Source organism: Pedobacter sp., from assembly GCF_965227205.1.
Taxonomy (GTDB): Bacteria; Bacteroidota; Bacteroidia; order Sphingobacteriales; family Sphingobacteriaceae; genus Pedobacter.
Genome location: NZ_OZ245727.1, coordinates 1,316,970 through 1,335,092, shown reverse-complemented (window position 1 = coordinate 1,335,092; position 18,123 = coordinate 1,316,970). Strand labels below are relative to the sequence as shown.

General features: G+C 35.2%; 20 protein-coding genes and 1 tRNA gene. 12 read left to right on the top strand and 9 right to left on the bottom strand.

Annotated features, from left to right (window positions below; translation table 11 throughout):
• Positions 1–72 precede the first annotated feature (72 nt).
• The gene (gene pbpC / locus ACO05K_RS05690) at positions 73–2,451 is read left to right on the top strand and encodes a penicillin-binding protein 1C (protein ID WP_421943487.1); all 2,379 of its coding nucleotides are present in this window, start codon (positions 73–75) and stop codon (positions 2,449–2,451) included.
• Between the two features lie 575 nt (positions 2,452–3,026).
• Here pbpC and ACO05K_RS05685 read toward each other — a convergent pair.
• On the bottom strand, positions 3,027–3,719 hold the full coding sequence (locus tag ACO05K_RS05685; protein ID WP_421943486.1) for a lysoplasmalogenase: 693 nt from the start codon (positions 3,717–3,719) through the stop codon (positions 3,027–3,029).
• On the bottom strand, positions 3,709–4,926 hold the full coding sequence (locus tag ACO05K_RS05680) for a sterol desaturase family protein (RefSeq protein WP_421943485.1): 1,218 nt from the start codon (positions 4,924–4,926) through the stop codon (positions 3,709–3,711). The genes ACO05K_RS05685 and ACO05K_RS05680 overlap by 11 nt, the downstream gene beginning before the upstream one ends.
• Before the next feature lie 154 nt (positions 4,927–5,080).
• Between ACO05K_RS05680 and ACO05K_RS05675 the strand changes: the two genes are divergently transcribed.
• A complete protein-coding gene (locus ACO05K_RS05675) occupies positions 5,081–5,437 on the top strand; it encodes a nuclear transport factor 2 family protein (RefSeq protein WP_421943484.1) in 357 nt (118 codons plus the stop codon).
• Between the two features lie 4 nt (positions 5,438–5,441).
• On the opposite strand, the gene ACO05K_RS05670 is transcribed toward ACO05K_RS05675, so the two are convergent.
• The gene (locus ACO05K_RS05670; RefSeq protein WP_421943483.1) at positions 5,442–6,068 is read right to left on the bottom strand and encodes a DUF421 domain-containing protein; all 627 of its coding nucleotides are present in this window, start codon (positions 6,066–6,068) and stop codon (positions 5,442–5,444) included.
• A 191-nt stretch (positions 6,069–6,259) separates the two neighbouring features.
• On the opposite strand from ACO05K_RS05670, the gene ACO05K_RS05665 reads away from it, so the two are divergent.
• From ACO05K_RS05665 to ACO05K_RS05640, 6 genes are all read left to right on the top strand, one after another.
• Positions 6,260–6,622: a response regulator transcription factor gene (locus ACO05K_RS05665; RefSeq protein ID WP_421943482.1), complete on the top strand. Its 363-nt coding sequence runs from the start codon at positions 6,260–6,262 to the stop codon at positions 6,620–6,622.
• Positions 6,623–6,627: 5 nt separating this feature from the next.
• Positions 6,628–7,266 carry a hypothetical protein gene (locus ACO05K_RS05660; RefSeq protein ID WP_421943481.1) on the top strand — a complete coding sequence of 213 codons (639 nt, stop codon included), beginning with the start codon at positions 6,628–6,630 and terminating at the stop codon, positions 7,264–7,266.
• A gap of 147 nt (positions 7,267–7,413) precedes the next feature.
• On the top strand, positions 7,414–8,787 hold the full coding sequence (locus tag ACO05K_RS05655; RefSeq protein ID WP_421943480.1) for an exonuclease domain-containing protein: 1,374 nt from the start codon (positions 7,414–7,416) through the stop codon (positions 8,785–8,787).
• A 129-nt stretch (positions 8,788–8,916) separates the two neighbouring features.
• Positions 8,917–9,333 (top strand): VOC family protein, encoded by a 417-nt coding sequence (locus ACO05K_RS05650; protein WP_421943479.1) that lies wholly within the window; start codon positions 8,917–8,919, stop codon positions 9,331–9,333.
• Positions 9,334–9,409: 76 nt separating this feature from the next.
• A complete protein-coding gene (locus ACO05K_RS05645) occupies positions 9,410–9,613 on the top strand; it encodes an SRPBCC family protein (protein ID WP_421943478.1) in 204 nt (67 codons plus the stop codon).
• On the top strand, positions 9,601–9,843 hold the full coding sequence (locus ACO05K_RS05640) for an SRPBCC family protein (RefSeq protein WP_421946280.1): 243 nt from the start codon (positions 9,601–9,603) through the stop codon (positions 9,841–9,843). The genes ACO05K_RS05645 and ACO05K_RS05640 overlap by 13 nt, the downstream gene beginning before the upstream one ends.
• 40 nt (positions 9,844–9,883) lie before the next feature.
• Here ACO05K_RS05640 and ACO05K_RS05635 read toward each other — a convergent pair whose 3' ends face one another.
• Positions 9,884–10,327, bottom strand: coding sequence for an NUDIX domain-containing protein (locus ACO05K_RS05635; RefSeq protein WP_421943477.1), 444 nt, complete (start codon positions 10,325–10,327; stop codon positions 9,884–9,886).
• Positions 10,314–11,300: a cation diffusion facilitator family transporter gene (locus ACO05K_RS05630; RefSeq protein ID WP_421943476.1), complete on the bottom strand. Its 987-nt coding sequence runs from the start codon at positions 11,298–11,300 to the stop codon at positions 10,314–10,316. The genes ACO05K_RS05635 and ACO05K_RS05630 overlap by 14 nt, the downstream gene beginning before the upstream one ends.
• Before the next feature lie 112 nt (positions 11,301–11,412).
• Between ACO05K_RS05630 and ACO05K_RS05625 the strand changes: the two genes are divergently transcribed.
• Positions 11,413–12,609, top strand: coding sequence for a pyridoxal phosphate-dependent aminotransferase (locus tag ACO05K_RS05625; RefSeq protein WP_421943475.1), 1,197 nt, complete (start codon positions 11,413–11,415; stop codon positions 12,607–12,609).
• A gap of 154 nt (positions 12,610–12,763) precedes the next feature.
• Here ACO05K_RS05625 and ACO05K_RS05620 read toward each other — a convergent pair whose 3' ends face one another.
• Both ACO05K_RS05620 and ACO05K_RS05615 read right to left on the bottom strand, forming a co-directional pair.
• Positions 12,764–13,111: a Dabb family protein gene (locus ACO05K_RS05620; RefSeq protein WP_421943474.1), complete on the bottom strand. Its 348-nt coding sequence runs from the start codon at positions 13,109–13,111 to the stop codon at positions 12,764–12,766.
• Positions 13,112–13,212: 101 nt separating this feature from the next.
• On the bottom strand, positions 13,213–14,514 hold the full coding sequence (locus ACO05K_RS05615; RefSeq protein ID WP_421943473.1) for a DEAD/DEAH box helicase: 1,302 nt from the start codon (positions 14,512–14,514) through the stop codon (positions 13,213–13,215).
• Between the two features lie 324 nt (positions 14,515–14,838).
• Here ACO05K_RS05615 and ACO05K_RS05610 point away from each other — a divergent pair, with 324 nt between their 5' ends.
• The 3 genes from ACO05K_RS05610 (at position 14,839) to ACO05K_RS05600 (ending at position 16,454) form a co-directional block, all read left to right on the top strand.
• Positions 14,839–15,000, top strand: coding sequence for a hypothetical protein (locus ACO05K_RS05610; protein WP_421943472.1), 162 nt, complete (start codon positions 14,839–14,841; stop codon positions 14,998–15,000).
• Between the two features lie 8 nt (positions 15,001–15,008).
• Positions 15,009–15,080 (top strand) — tRNA-Met (locus ACO05K_RS05605).
• A 354-nt stretch (positions 15,081–15,434) separates the two neighbouring features.
• A complete protein-coding gene (locus ACO05K_RS05600; protein WP_421943471.1) occupies positions 15,435–16,454 on the top strand; it encodes a S66 peptidase family protein in 1,020 nt (339 codons plus the stop codon).
• A gap of 2 nt (positions 16,455–16,456) precedes the next feature.
• Here the strand turns inward: ACO05K_RS05600 and ACO05K_RS05595 are convergent, their stop codons facing one another.
• On the bottom strand, positions 16,457–16,744 hold the full coding sequence (locus tag ACO05K_RS05595; RefSeq protein WP_421943470.1) for a hypothetical protein: 288 nt from the start codon (positions 16,742–16,744) through the stop codon (positions 16,457–16,459).
• Between the two features lie 173 nt (positions 16,745–16,917).
• A complete protein-coding gene (locus ACO05K_RS05590) occupies positions 16,918–18,030 on the bottom strand; it encodes an acyltransferase family protein (RefSeq protein WP_421943469.1) in 1,113 nt (370 codons plus the stop codon).
• Between the last annotated feature and the right edge of the window lie 93 nt (positions 18,031–18,123).

Genomic DNA, 18,123 nt, shown 5'->3' with positions numbered 1-18,123 from the left:
AGTCTTAAAGTGAACAGTATGAACTTTAGTTGCGAAAGCCTAGAGAAAACACAAGTTTGAGTATAAAAATCAATGAACAAAACACCTAAAGCATTCCTCCTTTCAGATATTTCTTGTGTTATTTTGCTTTTGGTATTTTTACTTTTACTCCCTGCAAAACTTTTTAAATCGCCAACTTCATTTGTAATCGAAGCGAATAATGGGAATTTACTAAGTGCCGCTATTGCAAGTGATGGCCAGTGGCGATTTCCTGTTGCAGATTCTGTTCCTATAAAATTTAAGGATTGTATTATCGCCTTTGAAGATAAAAGATTCTATAAACACTTCGGCGTTGATTTCCTGGCCATGAGTAGAGCAATGCGCCAAAATTTTAAAGCCAAAAGCGTGGTAAGTGGTGGAAGTACATTAACTATGCAAGTTATTAGGCTTTCGAGAAAGCAAGACCGAACCATCTGGCAAAAACTTTACGAAATCATCCTCGCTTTTAGACTGGAACTAAAATATTCAAAAGAAGAAATCATTGGTTTATATGCTGCCAATGCACCTTTTGGAAGTAATGTAGTTGGTTTGGAAGCAGCAAGTTGGAGATATTATGGTAGAGATGCAAAAACACTTTCGTGGGGCGAGATGGCCACTTTGGCGGTTCTACCAAATAGTCCTTCACTGGTACATCCAGGTAAAAACTCAACTCAATTAATTAAAAAACGAAACGATTTACTGGATAAACTTGCCAAGTTAAAATACATCGACCAATCTACTGCAAACCTTTCTAAACTTGAGCCAGTGCCGGGTAAGCCATTGCCCCTACCTCAAAATGCGCCACATTTATTAAATCGCTTTAAAGTAGAAAGAGCGAATCTGGAAATCAATTCAACAAGAATTACCTCAACATTGAATGAAGATATTCAACTTAAAGTAAATTCAATTTTAAAGCGTTATAATAATCGTTATCGGGCAAATGACATCAATAACATTTCGGCTTTGATATTAGATGCAAAAACTGGTAACGTGGTGAGTTATGTAGGGAATATTTATCAACCAGAAAATGCAGATTTGCAAAGTCATGTTGATATGATTAAAGCACCCCGTAGTCCTGGGAGCACACTAAAACCGCTGCTTTATGCTAGTATGCTAAACGATGGCTTTATTTTACCACATACTTTAATTCCTGATGTACCCACTCAAATTGCAGGTTATTCGCCTCAAAATTACGATTTGGGTTACGATGGTGCCATCGCTGCAGACAAAGCTTTGAGTCGTTCTTTAAACATTCCAGCTGTTAAAATGCTGCAGCAATATAAGTATGAACGCTTCTACGATAAACTTAAAAAGCTTGGAATTGGCACCTTAAATCAACCTGCCGACCATTATGGCTTATCATTAATTTTGGGTGGTAGTGAGGTTACCATGTGGGATTTAGCAAACACCTACATGGGTATGGTTAGAACACTTAATCATTTTAATACCTACAAAGGTTTATACAATCCCGATGACTATAAACAAGCCACTTATTTCAGCACTGATAAAAATGAAAACAAGGATTATGAGCGCAATTCGTTTCTAGACCATGGTGCAATTTGGGCCACTTTTAATGCCATGGAAGAAGTTATGCGACCAGGCGATGAAGGTTTATGGGAACAGTTCTCCTCATCGCAAAGAGTGGCCTGGAAAACAGGAACAAGTTTTGGTTTTCGCGATGCATGGGCTGTTGGTTTAACACCAAATTATGTGGTTTGTGTTTGGGTAGGCAATGACGATGGTGAAGGTAGGCCAGGTTTGGTAGGTATTGAAGCAGCGGCGCCGGTGCTATTTGATATTTTTAAATTATTACCCAATGGAAAATGGTTTGAAACGCCTACCACTAAACTGAAGAAAATTAAGGTTTGTAAACAAAGTGGTTATAAAGCTGGCGAATACTGCGATAATATAATTGAAGAACTGATTCCAACCGCCGGAGAGAAAACAGCGATTTGTCCGTTTCATAAATTGATTCATTTGGATAAAACAGGCAATTACCGAGTGACCGACCAATGTGAAAGCGTTACAAACATGCAACATAGAAACTGGTTTATTTTGCCTCCAGCGATGGAATATTACTACAAAATAAAAAACAGCGATTACAAAAGCTTACCCCCTTTTATGAATGGTTGTGATATTTCTGGTGGAAACACCGTAATGGAGTTGATTTATCCAAAAAACGGTGCGACAGTTTACATTCCCTTGGAGATTGATGGAACCCGAGGAAAAATTGTTTTGAATGCGGCTCATCGCAGTCAAAGCTCCAAAATTTATTGGCACCTGGATAACGAATATGTAGCTACCACAACTAATTTTCATCAGCTTGCGATTAGTCCGCCACCAGGAAAACATACCTTAACACTTGTTGATGAAACTGGTGAGCGATTGGTGCAGGTTTTCACGGTTTTGGATAAGGAGCGAAAGAAGAATTAGTGGCGTTGCTACTCTGCGATGTGTTAGTTTTTTTAAAAAAATTGACATTATGAGCTTAGTTTCTACGATTCGTATTCCCCTCTTTTAGAGGGGTGCCCACAGGGCGGGGTGTTTATTTGTCTTGGCCAGACAGGCTTTTTTCTTTTGACAACAAAAGAAACAAAATTGCCGGCTGAAAATTTTTGTATTAAAGTTACTGGTTTGGCTTTGAAAGTGCATACCCAATCCCGTACTTACGGGATTTTAAGCCGGTTTAATGTAAAAGGTAGAAATAGTGCTTAGGCTTAATTAGGCGGAAGTTCCAAATTCTATACAATGAGTCGGTTGAAACCGACGGCAATGAAATGCAAATTTTATAAACAGCAGTGTTTTATAAAAAAATAGTATCAATAATGAGTAGCCAACTCGCTATTCATTGCCGTTGACTTTAGTCAACGGTAAGCGATTTAGCTTTAAATTTCTTGCATTTCCTGAGTTAAATAAACCTGATAGAGTGAATCCCGATTCTTCATCGGGAGCAACGATAGCAGGACTATCGCAACCGATTACCACAGAACAGTGCTTTCCAAAAAAAACTAAATCTCTGTTTTTGTAACGATTAATTTCCGTTCTACCGTACCATAAACAATTAAATATTGTGCAATCATATAAGTGGCCATAATTAAAACGCCGCTTTGTGGAATTGGAAAAGCAAATTTGTTAACCGCTAATGCGCTATCTGACAAGAGGAAAAATAAAGCTCCACTTAAAATTAGTTTGTAACTGAAAATATTAACCTTTCCGTATCGATTAACTGCCATAATTGCCATGAATGTGATGATGATGGCGTAAAATAAAACGGCGAATTGCGTGGCGCCAAGAAACGGTTGCAAATAGAAAAACAAGCCAACACAGAATATTATTAGTGCGCCAACAGCCCATAAAAAGAATGGGATTTTATAGTTCGGATTTGATTTATGGTCCAGTGTGAAAGCCCTGATATAGAAGATATGGCAAAGTAAAAAGGCAATTAAACCATAGATAAAAAAGCTGGTTCTACCATCTTGAAGCATAAGTAAAACATCGCCGGCAAAGGCAAAAATTAAACCTGTAAATATGCGTTTGTGAAACTTGCCGCGAAGTTTTGTTGCACTATAAAGCCACATTAAAAGCGTAATAACAATCAGTGGTTTTGAAAAATTGCGAAGCGGAATATTTCCTGAGGTTTCAGCAAACAATTGTATAATATAAACAATTGCGAAAATAAACGAGTATAACTTAGTTTTCATCAACATTAGGGTTTGCTTTTTGCAAATTGAAGAACCAAATTACGGATATTAACTGTATGCCTGCAAATATTACCTGATATCCGATTGGAAATTTTAAAAACACCACGAGTAAAAACCCTACAGCTAATCTTAAATATTCGAATTTTACAAGCCATTGTTTTTGCTCGAGTAAAGCGCCGCAGGCAATTAAAGTACTGAGGATAAAAAGTGTACCGCAAATTAATGGTAAACTTTCCATTTTGCTATAAGAAAATAGTATTATCGAACCAGCCGCCAAGGCGATTATAAATTGAACTAAAACATAACCGGTAATCTTAGATTGATACTCGGGATTGTATTTGCGATAGTTTACTACATCAATTTCAGGGGCTTGCTGAAACCCTCCCAAATGTGCCGGAAACCAACCCGGAGGTTTTAAAAAGGTATTAATTTTATCGCTAATTTTTGGAGATTTTCTTGCCGTTTTTATCAAATCATCCCAATAATGCAGGTTGGCCCAAACCGGATTCCAACTGGCCAATGGCTTGGTAATGCCGTAATAAACTTCTTCTTCTTCCTTTTGAAAAGTACCGAAAATCCTATCCCAGATTATTAATGTACCTGCATGATTTTTATCTATGTATTTAGGATTTGAACCATGGTGAACACGGTGGTGAGAAGGTGTATTCAAGATATATTCTAAAAATCCCATCGATTTTATGGCTCTGGTATGAATCCAGAATTGGTACAAAGTATTAAAAGAGCTTAGCGTTAAAAACATAATCGGGTCGAAACCTGCAAATGCTAAAGGCAAATAAAAAACCCAGCTAAACCAACCTTGAAACCAACTCTGGCGCAAGGCCACAGTTAAATTATATTCTTCTGATTGATGATGAACAATATGAGCAGCCCAAAGCGCATTAACCTGGTGGCTCATTCTATGAAACCAATAGTAGAAAAAATCTACACCGATAAAAAGGATTATCCAAACCCAAATGGTTTTGGGCATTTCAAAAAATCGCCAGTGCTCGAAAATGTATTTGTAGCCAAAAAACAATGCCGTTTTCATGAAAATTCCGGTAAGCTGCTGCCCTATTCCCTGACTTAAATTTGAAATGCTATCGTTGAGTCGGTAATAATTGAGTTTTTTATAGAAATTGTAGCCAAGTTCAATACCTATCAGAATAAAAAATATAGGCACAGACAACGCAATGTAATCCACTTTCATAAGGAAGAAAATATATTTGGTTAGAAATATTAGTTTACAATTTATGAATTATTGATAACATTTGATAATAAGATAGCAGATATTTTACCACTGGTATTTTATAGATTCTGGTTGAAACAAAAAACTACTCATAGCAGTTTTAATAAAAAAGTGAATGATGAAAACAACAGAAGAACAGTTAACAGAGCATAATAATAAAGTTGTTGTAAACGATTTTATAAATGCTTTAAATAAAGAAGATTTCGACACAGCAAGACAACAGCTTGCGGATGATGTGACTTTTAAAGGCGTAATGGGTGAGCGAAATGGTGCCGATGTTTACATAGAAGACATGAGAAAAATGAAATTTAAATACGACGTTAAAAAATCATTTGTAAATGGACAAGATGTTTGTTTATGGTATGACATTAACATGGGCGAAAAAACAATCTTTTCTGCGGGTTGGTATAAACTGGAAGCCGATAAAATTAAAAGTTTTGAAGTTTTATTTGATCCTAGACCACTCTTGTAAAGATTTAGGTCACCCTGGTTTCATTCAAAGATTTTACCCATTTGGTTTTATCACATTCTTCGCAAATCAGCTTTCGGGTTGGTTTTGTTTTAACGGTGTTACCGCAAAAACTACAAGAGTAGTATCCCTCCTCTGCAATTTCCTCTGTTCTTTTTTCAAAATCATCTGGTAAAATTGGCAAACCATATTTCACATCTTCATCTTTAAAATAAAAAATACTTAACTCTCCAGACGTCTCGATTATAGTTAATTTTACCTGCCCTAAATGAGTAATATTCTTTTGCCTCAATTCTGAGAAAAATTCATCTTGGGCTAAAGGTTCTTTCTTGAAATTATCTATCGAAAACTTTCCTTCCCGAATTAAATAAGTTGAACTTCCCTCTACAATTTTCTCTATTTTTTTGCTTTTCCCGACTAAGTAAGCGGTTATTTTATAAGCACCAACTACAACTGCAAACACAAATATGGCAGAGCCTAAACCTACTTCTTTATAAAACATTGGATCACCCGCTGCAGAGCCTAAACTGATAATTACAACCAACTCAAATATCGAAAGTTGCTTTACCCCTCGTTTACCCAATAAACGCAAGCTGAATAAAATAATCAGATACATTAATAATGTTCTAATCATTATTTCTGGAATAAAGGTCCAATGTTCGTCACCAAACAACATTTTTTCGAAATCGGGCATAGCTTAAATCATTTTCTATATAAACCTTTAAATGGTAGTAATGTTTAAATCTTATCAAAATACAGTATTGCTAAAACATTATCATTAAAACATTGTATTAGCATTGTATTTACCTTAAATTTTTATTCCCATTGAAAAGAGTACTTGTTGTAGATGACGATCCTGATATATTAGAAGTTTTTCAGCTTGCTCTAGAGGCTGAACATTATAGCGTTTTTCCACTGTTATCGCCGCGTTACATTTTTAAAACTGTTAGAGATTTTAACCCCGATTTAATCATTTTGGATATTATGTTGAATGGAATGGATGGAAGAGCAGTTTTTAAACAATTAAAAGCAAATCCTGAAACCGAGAATATTCCGGTTATAATGGCTTCTGCAAGATATGATGAAAACTATATCGTATCGCAAAAATATCATCCTGATGATTATCTGGAGAAACCGTTTAATATGAACACCATGCTAAAAAAGGTAAATGCCTTAACTCAAAATTAAAAACTATGAAATATAAAATCCCGGGCCTGATTGCTATAGCATTATTGGCTGTTTCGATAAATGTTAAGGCACAAACTGGCCGACCAGATAAGCTTTATTCAATGAGTGGGCTTGGTTTTGCTTTCCCTATGGGAGAAACCGCCGACTATTTAAAACCAAAATTTTCAACTTCGTTAGGATTAAATCTTGGCTTAGGAGATGGTGGTTTATTTCTATACCCAAAAGTGAGTTTACATGCTTTTACATTCAACCAAATTACGCCTGATGCAGGCTTTAACTATACTTCACAAAAAGGCCGTGCCACAACATACCTTTTAAATGTTGCTTTAGGCTACCGTAAAATAGTTGATAAATGGGCATTTTATGGTTTCGCTGGTGGCGGTGGCGGTATTATTTTAACACCACAAGCCGCTGTTAATGCACAAAGTTTACAGGTTACCATGAGCAATAAATCTAACGGTATGGGAATTATAGAAGCTGGTGGTGGTGTAGAATATAATGTAGGTGGCGCAGTTTTATTTGCTGAAGCAAGTTATATGTATGGAACCGGAAAAATACAAAATCGTACTTTTAATACTGTTCCAATTGCAGTTGGTATAAAGCCAAATCTTAGTAAATTGTTAAATAAAATAAGTAAATTATAAGCCAATACATACAAAGTATTGTAGCGACTGCGTTAATACGTAGTCGCTTTTTTTATTTACCCACTTTTAAAATCACTAAAAATATTATCTGAAAAATAAATTTTATTACTAATTATTTTAGTATAAATTTGTACTCAAATCAATTCAATGTTATACGCAATAGTCGATATCGAAACAACAGGAGGTCACGCATCAGCTAATGGTATAACTGAGGTTGCAATTAACATACATGATGGAAATCAGATTGTTGAATCATTTTCTACTTTAATCAATCCAAAACAACACATTCCAGATTACATTACGGCGCTAACTGGTATTGATAATGAAATGATTGCTAATGCGCCTACTTTTGAAGATGTTGCCTTACAGATTTATCAACTGCTTAATGATAAAGTATTTGTAGCACATAACGTAAATTTCGATTATTCGTTTCTGAAACATCATTTAAATTTTGCAGGTTACGATTTACAATGTAAAAAACTTTGTACCGTTAGGCTAAGCAGAAAACTTATTCCCGGCAAACCGTCATACAGTTTAGGTAAGCTGTGTAGCAGTTTGCAAATTCCAATCGAAAACCGACATCGTGCTGCCGGAGATGCAAACGCAACCAGCATTTTATTTAACCTATTATTAGCGGCAGATGGTGAAGGTGTTATTGCAGAAATGCTCAAAAAAGCTTCTAAGGAACAGGTTTTACCACCAAATCTCGATAAAGCTTCAATTGTTAAACTACCGAACAAACCTGGTGTTTATTATTTTAAGGATAGCAAAGGAAAAATTATTTACGTTGGAAAAGCGAAAGATTTAAAGAAACGCGTTAACAGTCATTTTACAGGTAACCGTCCAAATAAACAGCGTCAGGATTTCTTAAAAAGTATTTATCACGTCGATTATGTAATCTGTGGTACCGAGCTTATGGCGCTTATTCTTGAAGCGAACGAAATTAAACGCTTGTGGCCTGAAAATAATCGGGCTATGAAACGTTACGAACACAAATACGATTTATACATTTTCGAAGACCAAAATGGTTATTTACGCCTGGCGATTGATAAGCACAAGAAAAACAATAACCCTCTGCAAAGTTTTAATAACCTGCTGGAAGGTTACAATTTCTTAAATTTTTTGGTTGAAAAATACCAGCTCTGTGCTAAACTTTGTTACTTGCAAAAAACAACAACTAAATGTGTAGCACATGAAAACGGGCAATGTTTCGGTGCATGCAGTGGAATAGAAACAGTTGCCGTTTACAACAAAAGATTAAATAAAGCGCTGGAAGAAATTCAAAATTTACAACCAACTTTTGCTTTGGTTGATGAAGGTAGAAAAGATGATGAATACAGCTGTTTAGTTGTTGAAAAAGGCAAATTCTTTGGAATGGGCTATTTTACTGAAAAAAATTATCTGGAAGATGGTTTGGCTACGCTAAAGGATAACCTTTCTGTCTATCAATCCAATAGCTATATTTTAAATCTTATTTTGAGCCATGCGGAGCTGCACCCACAAAAATTATATAAGCTTTAATTGATTAATTTTTTCTTTAAACAATTATTTCTTTTAAATATTATTGGCTCAAATGCCCTTTTATATTGCTCTTTTTCCTATTTTAATGAAATGGACTAGTACCTATTTTTATAACCAAAATAAAAAATTATGATAAAGTCAATCTGGATAAATCTTCCCGTAAAAAATGTAAACAAATCAAAGGATTTTTTTACTAAACTTGGATTTACTCAAAATCTGCAATATGGTGTACGTGAAGATTCGGCATCTTTTTTTGTTGGCGATAACAATCTCGTTTTAATGCTTTTTGAGAAATCGTTATACGAGACTTTCACCGACAGCAAGGTTTCTGAAAATCTTTCAGGTAATGAGGTTTTGTTTTCTTTTGATGCTGAAAGTCCTGAAGAAGTAGATGAACTGGCTCAAAAAGTTTTAGATGCAGGAGGCACGCTTTATGCCAAACCAGGCTATAAAGATGGTTGGATGTATGGTTGCGGCTTTGTTGATGTAGATGGACAACACTGGAATATTCTGTTTATGGATATCAGTAAAATGCCTTTGGGATAATCCCCTCTAATATTTTTTAAAACAAAATGGCTTTAAGGTTGCTTATTTTATTAAGCGAAATCAAAAATTTATTACGATGGATAAGAAACCCTTAATTGTAGAAAGAGTGTATAATGTACCCGCTGATAAAGTTTGGGCAGCATTAACCAACATTGATGAGATTAAAAAATGGTATTTTCAAATAGAAGAGTTTAATCCTAAAGTTGGATTTAAGTTCGATTTGTTGGCGGACCAGAAGAAGGCCCTCATTACCTACATCTTTGTGAAATTACGCAGGTAGAAGATGGTAAAAAATTAGCTTACACGTGGAGATACGACAACTATCCCGGAAACTCCGAAATTACCTGGGAAATATTTGATAATGGCGATAAAACCAGGGTAACATTAACACATACCGATTTAGAAAGCTTCGAAGAAAACGGAAAGGATTTCAGTAAAGATAGCTTTAAAGGCGGCTGGACTTATTTCTTGAACGATGCTTTAAAAGGATATTTAGAGCCAAATACGTAAAATAGAGCGGTGCTAATTAATTTTAGCACCGCTTTTTGTTTTATACTTTAAGCTTTTTCAAAAGCACAGCAACGGTTTTATCAGTTCTGAAAGTGATTTCTTCGATATTTAAGTCTTCAATTTTAACCCAACGGAAAGCTTGTAAAACTTCTCCCTCAGTATCAAAATCATAAATTTTGGTTTTAAATACCAGTTGTAGTGGTGCTTGCTCTTTTACTAAATAATAAATGCTAATCACCTGACTATCGTTAAACGATGATTTTTCGAAAAAATCTGTTGTGTAGAAATGAGAAATAACATCAATTTCTGCATTGCATTCCTCTACAAATTCTCGTTTCAATCCATCAATAAGTCCTTCTCCAAATTCTAATCCGCCACCCGGAAACTTACTAAAACGAAAGCCATATTCTTCTTCGTCACTAACTAAAACTTCATTATTATGGTTAATTAATAAACCATAAACCCTAACATTAAAGTAACTCATTTTCGAAGTGCTTTTTGTTTTTAATCACAATCTCGGGCGTCCACACAATTTCTTTATTAAATGCTTCTTTTCTAACCGGGCACTCACTCATGTGGCAATAATGGCAACATTCTGGCAAACATGGGTCGGCATGGATAAAAAGCTCGGCTTTTCTAAAACCGCTTTTGTTAATCAGTTCATCAATTTGAGAAATCTCTCTATGAACCTGATTTAAATCGAAATAATATGGCAAGGTAACATGGCAATCAATATGAAATTCTGGTCCGTATTGCTGTGTGCGTAAATTATGAACGTCAATCCATGGGTTGTGCCTGTTTTTTTGCAAAATCTCCACCACTTCTTCTACCAGTGTAAAATCACTTTCATCCATCAATCCGCCAACCGAACCACGGGTAAGTTTGTAGCCAGAATAAACAATGTAAAACCCAACTAAAACAGAAAGTAAGCTATCTAACCAAATTATATTTGTTATCTGAATAAGGATTAAGCCAACAACAATCGCTGCACTCGTATAAGTATCTGTAAGCAAATGCTTTCCATCAGCCTGAAGTGTTACTGAATGCTCTTCTTTACCAACATTAATTAAGTACAAACCAACTATCATATTAATTAAGCCTGTAATCCCGATAATTAATGTACCCTGCAATAACTGCCCAACAGGGTGCGGATAAATCAAATTGTAAGAAGACTTAAAAATGATAACCACCCCGGCAATCAGGATTAAAATCCCTTCAACAAAAGCAGAGAAAAATTCAACTTTTCCATGTCCGTATGGATGGTTTTCATCACGCGGTTGCGTACTCAAATATATGCTATAGAACGCAAAACTGCCCGCTATAACGTTTACAATGCTTTCTGCTGCATCAGTTAAAATTGAGTTTGAACCCGTTATAAAATATGCTACAAATTTGGCAAGCATTAATACAACACTCACTACCAGAGATAAAACTATGGCCTTCTTTTTAACCGTCACAGAGATTTTTTTTCAAAAATACGGTTAATGGAATAAATTAATTGATAAAAATTGCTGTTTTTTAGTGCAGAATAATATTTGGTTTATATATTTGCGCACAAAGTAATTATCCATGAGCATCTTATCAAATAGAATCAACAGTTTATCAGAATCTGCAACGCTTAAAATGACCAAGCTTGGTCGCGAACTTGCATCTAAGGGTGTAAATGTTATAAGTTTAAGCGTTGGCGAACCCGATTTTAATACACCAGACCACGTTAAAAATGCTGCAAAAACAGCGTTAGATGAAAATTACACACGTTATTCTCCGGTACCGGGATACCCTGATTTACGTCAGGCGATTGTGAATAAGCTCAAAACAGAAAACAATTTAGATTACGATGTTTCGCAAATTGTAGTTTCTACAGGTGCAAAGCAATCTCTGTCAAATGTTATTTTAACCTTAATTAATCCGGGCGACCAGGTAATTATTCCTACGCCTTATTGGGTATCATATTCTGAGATGGTAACCTTGGCAGAAGGCGAATCTGTTTTCATCGATACGGATATTGAAAGCAATTTCAAAATTACAGCTGAGCAACTAGAAGCGGCTATCACACCAAAAACTAAGCTTTTCATGTTTTCTTCGCCGTGTAACCCAACAGGTTCGGTGTACAACAAGGCAGAACTTGAAGCATTGGTTAAAGTTTTTGAGAAGTATCCAAATATTTTTATCCTATCGGATGAAATTTACGAACACATAAACTTTGTTGATAAACACGAATCCATCGCTCAGTTTGATAGCATTAAAGACCGTGTAATTATTGTTAATGGTTTCTCTAAGGCATTTGCAATGACGGGTTGGAGATTAGGTTACATAGCTGCAAATAAAGAAATTGCAGCAGCAAACGATAAATTACAAGGTCAAACTACCTCTGGAACTTGTTCTATTGCTCAAAGAGCAGGTATTGTTGCTTACGAGCAAGGTTTAGAAAGTGTTTTGTTGATGAAAGAAGCATTTCTTCGTCGTAGAGAATTAGTTTATAATTTATTAAACGAAATACCAGGTGTTAAAACTAATTTACCAGATGGCGCATTTTATTTCTTTCCTGAGATAAGTTCTTTCTTTGGAAAAAAAGATGCTGATGGAAATGTAATTAAAGATTCATCGGATTTAGCACTTTACTTATTAAATGTTGGTCACGTAGCTACCGTTGGTGGCGATTCTTTTGGCAATAACAATTACATTCGTTTATCTTATGCTGCATCAGATGAGAGTTTGGTAGAAGCATTAAGAAGAATTAAAGAAGCATTGGGAAAATTAAGCTAGTCAGCTTTTCTTTCTATAACAAAGGCTGTATCATAAATAATAATGTCATCCTGAGCTTGTCGAAGGACTTGTAAATTTGCTTCAAAAGCCGTTTCGACAAGCTCAACGTGACAATGTAAAAAGGATAAATTGATTATGATACAGCCATATTTCCTTACCCGTAGTTGGCAGAAACAATCGTATCATGAACCACTACTCTATACCAGTTTTTAGAAAATTTCTCAACTGCATCTAAATGAGTTCTATCATCCTGATAAGCATTATGATCTTCTATGTTATCAAAAGTAATCGTTAGAGAATACTTAAAAGAATTATCAGTTACAGGCCTGATTGGCGTATTCGCAGCTAAACCGTAGTTTAGTGTTTTAATGTACTTTATCGACTTTAAACTTTCGAAAAAGTTTGCAAAATCTAATATCTCGGCTTTTGTAAGCTGTGGCTTTAACCAAAACATTACAAAATGCTGAATCTGGCCTTTCTTAGCGTAACTGTTTTCTATCATAACTTATTAATTGATTTAAATATATTATGATTTTCCCAAATTAAAAGTAAAAAGCAGCCTGATTAGAAATTGTTGCAAATCATAAACAAACCAAAAGTCAATTAAGATAAACCTTTCTTGTTCTTATAAGTCATTTTAGCTTTAGTACCGGCGCTGTAATTATAGTTTTTTACATTACTGGCTTTCTTATCATGAAATGCAGCACCGCGTTCTGATGTATCTTCTTCCTCGTCTTTTTTCTTCTTCTTTGGCTTTGCAGTTGATGCATCTACAATTTTCAAATCTTCCGGTAAATCAATAACGTCCATTCGTTGCCCAATGGCTTGTTCAATTTTCTTTACCTCAATCAATTCAATATCTGTTGAAAAAGTTATGGCAACCACTTCATCCTCCTCATGTTTAACAATACGCTGAATTAAAGTTTCCTTTTGTTCAGGCAATTCAAAATGAAGGATAAATGGAATACCTTGAATATCTAAACCTCCAAGATTTTCATTTGCAACGATTAAAACTCTAGCTTCCGGATTTGATTTAAAATCTTCGATATCATCGAAACCATCATCATCAAAAAATAACGAACGATAAATACTGATTTCTCCTTCCTTCGGATTATTGAAATTTTTATAAACCGTTTGAGCCGTTAAGCGAGTATTTACGAAAACAACAACCTTGTCGAAAAATTCAGAATCGTTCAGTAATAAGGTTAAAAGGTTAAGTTTTGTACGGAAGTTTGGAACCTGATAAAGCAGTTGCGGATAAACCTCTGCCTGTTTTTCTCCAATCTCATCAACTTCTATTGTGGCGGTAGAATCTTTCATGAAAGGCGAAATCATATGATTCAACTTCTCATGCAAAACTTCAGTAAAAACAACGTGTTGAGATTTATAAGCGCTATTTGCAAGTTCTACAACAGGAAGCTGCAAACCTTTTTTCACAATTAATTCGGCATTATCTACAATAAACAATTGGATTTTATTTGTGTTTAATGCCAGTTTCAAATACAATGCTCTCGCTCTATCTGGAACAGCCACAATAATATCGCAACCATCAGTAATTTCATTCATTTGGGTTTCTACCACACCGCGGCTATCAATACCCAAAATTCTGAATGTGTTATTACGATTCAATAATTTGAATTGCTCTAGAACATGATCCACATGTTCTGCATCAGGAACTAAAATTAATGCTCTTGGTGCTTCTTCAAAAGCGTATTTCAGCTTCATTAAAGTTGCTAAAACATAAGTTGTTGTTTTTCCGGCCCCCTCTGGTCCTACTGCTATAACATCCTGACCACCTAAAATACGCGACATGGTTTTAATCTGGATTTCCTTTGGAGTTAAAAATCCGGCATCCGTCATAGCCGCAACAAGTGGTTTACTAAGTTTTAATTTATCTAATGACACCCTTTATCGTTTTTAATATTTAATGTGCAAATATCCTCAAAATAATTAGCTTTTTAGAAATTGAATTAAAGCTTTGAATTTGATTGAAAAAATACCATAAAAACAGCAGGCTTTTCATCATTTATCAGACCATATAATCAGTGATTTAAGCTTGTATTTTGAATTACAAAACTTAAAATAAAAAATTAATTAACTGATAATAAACAACTTAATACAAAATCATAAATAAAGACTACTAAATTGATAGATATTATATAGTAATTTATATATTTGTGGAACATTAATCAGATAACAAAGAATATTAAACAGTTAGTTTAAAAAAATATGTCAGTCTATTTTCAATACCCGGCGATTATTGATTACCCTAATTTAATAAAGGACGTAAAATATCAGGAAATTAAATTAATGAATATTGAGGATGAATATAGCGCAAAAGTTGAAGAAATGATAGAGCTGAAAGATTTTTTGAATTTAAAACCTGTTTAATAAAAAATGGCCAGTTGACCGAAGGGAAGGTCGGAGTTTCATAAACTTTAGCACAATGGTTCGAATCCATTACTAGGCCGCAAAGTGTTTCTCATATGCACTTATCCTGGTTCTGCTCAATCAGGTAAGATTTGGTTATCTTATATTTGTTTTGTTGTTAGCAAAGGCTATCCGCGATGGATAGCCTTAACTTTTTATCGGCTTTTTTTACTCTATCGCTTCATATTAAACTATCCTATTCAAATAATTTATTTTAAAATCTCAAAACATTTTAATCCAATCTTGGTTATCTATATAATTCACATTATACTAATCTTTTACAGATTAATTTGTTTGGTTTAAAAAAGGGATTTATGGATATAAATCCCTTTTCTCTTATGCAGTATTTTTAAAATCTTATATTCGCTCTTAACAAGACCTAACACAAAACTTAAATGAACCGAAAACATTTCCTTTCTTCATTTTTAGCTGCTGCAACAGTACTTCCAGCCTTTAAAGGTTTAGCAAAATCAGTTGAAAGCGAAAGTTCATCCTTTAAAATTCCTCCATATTTAAAACAAGGTGATACGATTGGCATTACAAGTCCGGCGGGTTATGTTACGCTTGATGAAATTCAGCCATCGGTTTTACAAATGCAAAGCTGGGGTTTCAACATCAAAATTGGAGATAGTATTGGAAAACGTGATTTTACCTACGGCGGAACAGACGAGGAAAGATTAAACGATTTTCAAAAAATGTTAGATGATCCAAACATCAAGGCGATAATGTGTGCCCGTGGTGGTTATGGTTTTGTCAGGATTATAGATAAACTTGATTTTTCTTCCTTCAAAAAAAATCCAAAATGGATAATTGGTTTTAGCGACATCACCGTTTTGCATTGCCATTTGGCAAAAAACTATGGCATAGCATCCATTCACTCTAAAATGTGTAATAGTTTTCCGGATGATTGGGCAAAAGCAGAACCGATTCAAATTGACACAATTTTATCGATTAGAAATGCCTTATCAGGAGCACAAACGAATTACAATGCTCCGGCTAATTTAAATAACCGAACAGGCAAAGCCGAAGGAATTTTAGTTGGTGGAAATTTAAGTATTATAGAAACCTTAGCCGGAAGTGATTCTGATTTAGATACAAAAGGCAAAATTCTTTTTATTGAAGATACAGGCGAATACCTTTATAGTATTGATAGAATGCTTTGGAACTTGAAGCGCAGTAATAAATTGAAAAATTTAAAAGGATTAATTATCGGCGGCTTTAAAGTGAAGCCTGACGATGCCGGAGAAGAATTTGGAAAAACAATTTACGATATCGTTTTAGAAAAAGTTAAGGAATACAGCTACCCTATTGCTTTTGATTTCCCGGTTGGGCATCAAAAAAATAATTTTGCTCTGAAATGTGGGGCAAACCATGTTCTAACGGTTAATGAAAGCGGTTCTACACTTCAAAGCTAAATTTACAAAAATCGCTTAACCAATGTTTCCCATTCTTCGTCTAAAGTAACATCCGGACGAGAAGATTTAGCCCGGCTGTACCAATAATCAGCATTCCAGATATCTCCTTCTTTACGATGTAAATAAGCATGAATCAAAGCCGAAGATGAATCATTCAGATGATCAACAAGTGCATGTGCTTGGTGCCAATCTCCTTTTCCATCATACCATAATGCCTTAAGCTGAACAGATATACCGTTCGGTAGCGCATTCGCTTCAATACTTTCTATAAATGTTTTTAACGTGCTCATTGGTTGTTTAGTTGTTTGGCTGGTTAGTTGTTTAGGGATTAGGGGTTAATTGGTTAACTGGTTAATTGCTTGTCATTGCTCCTTCATTTGATTATTGCTGAATTGAACATTGGTCATTGCTCCTTTATCCTTGCTCCATTCCCCATCTTCCATCCTCCCTCTTCCACTCCCCATCACCCCCATTTCTTCCTAAGCCACTTCCGAACAGGCTCATCGTACCATTTCAAACTAAAGTAAGCCAAGACAATAGAACCAAGCAAAATAGCGACAGCAACAGGCAAAGCTTCAGTAAACGTAATGCCTTTATTATTGCTAATCCAGGCTACGTAAAAATATACAATTGGGTAATGCACCAGATAAAGTGGATACGATATATCACCCAAAAACTTGCACAATTTATTTCCGGTTGCCGTTTTCAAAATACCGCTTGCGCCAATGTAAACAATCAAAGGAAAAACAAGTATGATGCTAATCGATTCATAAATTCCATTCATCCATAGGTAATCGGCACCGCCAATCCTGGGCATATAAAGTATAACAGCCAAGAGTAAACTGCACCATAAAAATGCGTTTTTAATATGGGTGGGTTTAGCTACCCGAGATAAAAGTAAACCAGCAAAAAAAGGAAATATGGTTCGGGTAATACCAATGCGTCCTTGCTCCCAGTTTAAAGTCCAGCCGCCTGCAACATCTCCATTAGCACTAGTGATTGCCAAATGCGCCAATGCGACCGCAGCAAGAAAAACAAAAACACTTAAAGCTTTATTAGAAAACTTACGGATGCCAATGGCGTAAAAAATATTAGCGATGTATTCGAAGAATAAAGACCAGCCCACACTATTTAAAGGATGCATTTCTTCCCAACCTCTAATATCTAACGACAATGGAACGGGTAAAACAGTATAGCCAATGAGCATAACCAGCAGCATTTTCCACAAAGGAATGGTATGAATTAGCGGCCAGATTGTAGAATCTGTAAAATAAAAACCGATGGCTCCAAGCGTCATACCCAGAATAACTAAGGGCTGCAACCGTATAATTCGTCGTTTTAAGAAACCACCAACCGTCATTTTATGCCACCTGTCATCGTATGCATAACCCATTACAAAACCAGAAAGTAAGAAAAAGAAATCGACAGCTAAATAACCGTGGTTAACCAGATTATCCAAATGCCCTGTAGCCAATGGTTCGGTTAAATGAAAAGTAACAACAATAATTGCAGCAACGCCACGTAAGCCATCAAGTATCGGATAATGCGGTTTCGTCGCCAGACTTTTTTCGCCCATTGTTTCGGTTTGTTAGTTGTTTAGTTTGTTGGTTGCTTAGCAGAGTGTAGTTTTCAATGACCAATTCATCAATGACCAATCATCAATTTTCAA